This is a genomic window from Xanthomonas albilineans, from assembly GCF_002939705.1.
Lineage (GTDB): Bacteria > Pseudomonadota > Gammaproteobacteria > Xanthomonadales > Xanthomonadaceae > Xanthomonas_A > Xanthomonas_A albilineans.
The window spans coordinates 1-2,898 of the sequence record NZ_MDCB01000048.1 but is presented as its reverse complement, the minus strand read 5'-3'; the positions used below and the strand labels follow the sequence as shown (position 1 = coordinate 2,898).

The window sequence follows — 2,898 nt, the reverse complement described above, 5'->3', positions numbered from 1 at the left end:
GTCTGAGTTTTGGCTGTAGTCGATGCTGCCGGGCGACGCGCCATGCAGGGTCTGTGGGCAGAATGGCACGCGCACGGCATTGAAGCCCAGGCCTTGCATCTGCGTGATCATGTCCTTCCAGTTACGCGTCCACAGACCATGCGCGATATGTTCCGCGGTCTCGAAACCGAACCAGTTCACGCCGCGCAGCTGCACGGCGTTGCCGCTGTCGTCCACGATCTGCCCGTTTTTGACGGCGTAGCTCCATGCCGAACTGCTGGCCACCATTAACGCCGCTGCCAACAGGCAGCGGGTAATGCGGGGTTTCATCGACCTAGTCATCGTGTTTCTCTCCAATAATGGTCGGCCCGAAATGGACCGGCCTAAAGTCGTGTATGTGGGTGGGCTAGTGGTAGGTAACTAACTTGGTGTTTTGCAATTACCTGAGGATAATGATCGGGAGTATCAGAAAAAGAAGTCGTGAATTTCCTTGCATCGGTTTTGCTTGTCCACGGATTGCGTATCAATAACGTGACGCTGATGCTTTTTGTTTTTCTTCATTTTGCAAGTAGTTCGGATATTGTGAACTGCGCCGCTATTTTGACGTTTTTGTTGATCGCATCGCCGGGCACTGGAACTGCGGCAGTCTGATTATTTGCTCACGTGGGGGCCATACGTATGCGAGGACAGGAGCGGTTGCTTGGTCGGTACACCAAGCCTGATGCTGTCAACGCCGATTAAATCTGAGCCACTTTCCGTCGGATCGTCGAAGTAAATCTGACCCACTTGTGGGCTTCTTCATCGCGCTGCTTGGCCGCTTCGGGCTACGCCCTGTGCGGCCGAGTAGCACGCGCGTCGCTCAAGCGAGCGCCGTCCCCTTCATGGCCGTCTGGTTGACCTTGCATTTGTCCTTCAATCGGTAGCTTTCTGAGGTGATCTGCACGATGTGGGCGTGGTGCAGCAGCCGGTCGAGCATCGCAGTGGTGAGCGTCTTATCGTTGGCAAAGGCGTTTTGCCACTGCGTGAAAGGTAGGTTGCTGGTGAGCAGCATCGAGCCGCGCGTGTAGCACTTGGCCACGACGTTGAAGAACAGATTCGCCTCGTCGCACCCGAAGTGCAGGTAGCCGATCTCGTCGATCACCAGCAGCTTCGGTCCGAGCACCGCGCCATTGAAGTCGTCCTTCAGCCAGTTCTGCGCCTTTGCCGCGGCCGGTTGCATCATCAGGTCGGCGGCCGTGATGAACCATGCCTTGTGTCGTGCCAGCATTGCGCGCTGACACAGCGCCAGGGAGATGTGCGTCTTGCCGACCCCGCTGGGGCCGAGCATCTTCAAACGCGAGGTGAAGATGCCGCCGAATGCGCCGTTCGCGACGCCGATGGCCAGATTGTTCTGCGCCTTGCTCCAGGGCGCCAGCAAGTCGGCCAGGATCAGCGATTGCGATGCGTCGCCGCGGTTGAGCAGGAACCCCCATGGTTTGGTATGCCTGAGCGCGCGTATGGACGCCTTCCTGCAAGCGTTGGCTGATTGATTGACCGGGATGCGCGATGTCAGTTGCAACCGGCGCCAGTGAGAGAATGCATTTTGCCCAATATGGATCGGCACTGCTGCGCTTGCTTCCCTCTTCATGGGCGGTGTTTGCAATGTGTGGTCAACGCGTTGCGATGACCAAAAGCACCAACGGCAGCGTTTGCGACGCTGCCGTTGGCAAGTCACTGTGCGGTGACGGTGTTACCGCATGGCATCAGCGTCCGGCACAGAAGCCGAACTCGGCCGTGGCGCCGGGCGCCAGGGTTTTGTTCCAATCCACGCCGTTGGAGCTGAGCTTGGTACCGGACTGTTTCCACTTGGCATTCCACAGGTTGTTGACCGTACCGCTGATCGTCTGAGTCACTTTCCAGTCGCCTGCAGTGGTGCCGTTGTTGGTGACTTGCACGCGCTCGCAATAGCCAGCCAGCCAATCGCTATCGACGATGACATGAGTGCTGAAGCTGGGGCCACCGGTGGAGCCACCACCACCGGTGGAGCCACCACCACCTGTGGAGCCACCACCACCTGTGGAGCCACCACCACCTGTGGAGCCACCACCACCTGTGGAGCCACCACCACCTGTGGAGCCACCGCCACCTGTGGAGCCACCGCCACCTGTGGAGCCACCACCACCCGTGGAGCCGCCGCCACCTGTGGAGCCACCACCACCCGTGGAGCCGCCGCCACCTGTGGAGCCACCACCACCTGTGGAGCCACCACCACCTGTGGAGCCACCACCACCCGTGGAGCCGCCGCCACCCGTGGAGCCGCCGCCACCCGTGGAGCCGCCGCCACCCGTGGAGCCGCCGCCACCGGAACCGTCGGTGCCCCACAGCTTATGCAACAGGTTAACCTTGTCGGTGCGCACCGAGTGCCAGTCGTCGTTGAGGATGCCGCCGGTGTCGCCGCTGTTTGGATTCCACGACCAGTGGAACGCGCTTCTGATCTTCTTGCCGATCAGATAATCGACCAGCGCGTTCTCCCAGGGCACGTCCTTCGGGTCGCCCTGGCCATATTTGCCACCGAACTCGCCCAGGATCACCGCATAGCTGGGTGAGAACCGACCGAAGTGCTGTTCCCAGATGGCCTTCATATTGTTCGGGAAGTTCGAGTCGCTGAAGTACGGCTGCCCGTACACGTCCGGGCCGTACACGTGCGGACTCAGCACCAGGTGATCTGCCGGGATGTTGAGCGGGGCGCACTCCTGCGGTTCCAGATCTTCGCCCCAGAAGTGGGCGGTGGTGCTGGAGCAGCTAGGATTTGAGGAGATACCTTCGACAAAGATCAGCCACTTCGGCGCGGCGCTCAGCACGACCGCGGAGGCGCGCTCTGCCGCCGAGTTCCAGTCGGTGGCGGCGTTGCCGGTGCCCCAGGTCGCTGCGCCGTGCGGC

At 60.8% G+C, this 2,898-nt stretch carries 3 protein-coding genes; all 3 read right to left on the bottom strand.

What is annotated here, in order from left to right:
- The coding region (locus tag XalbCFBP2523_RS15575; RefSeq protein ID WP_249027738.1) for a cellulase family glycosylhydrolase at window positions 1-309 on the bottom strand (309 nt) is incomplete at its 3' end.
- 529 nt (window positions 310-838) lie between these two features.
- Window positions 839-1,606 (bottom strand): ATP-binding protein, encoded by a 768-nt coding sequence (locus XalbCFBP2523_RS17500; protein ID WP_407070991.1) that lies wholly within the window; start codon window positions 1,604-1,606, stop codon window positions 839-841.
- 115 nt (window positions 1,607-1,721) lie between these two features.
- Window positions 1,722-2,898: cellulase family glycosylhydrolase (locus XalbCFBP2523_RS15565; RefSeq protein WP_104630004.1), on the bottom strand; the 1,177-nt coding region annotated here is incomplete at its 5' end.

Bases quoted from the DNA above. Each gene is read 5' to 3' on its own strand.
- XalbCFBP2523_RS17500 (WP_407070991.1), bottom strand. From the start codon at position 1,606: ATGAAGAGGGAAGCAAGCGCAGCAGTGCCGATCCATATTGGGCAAAAT.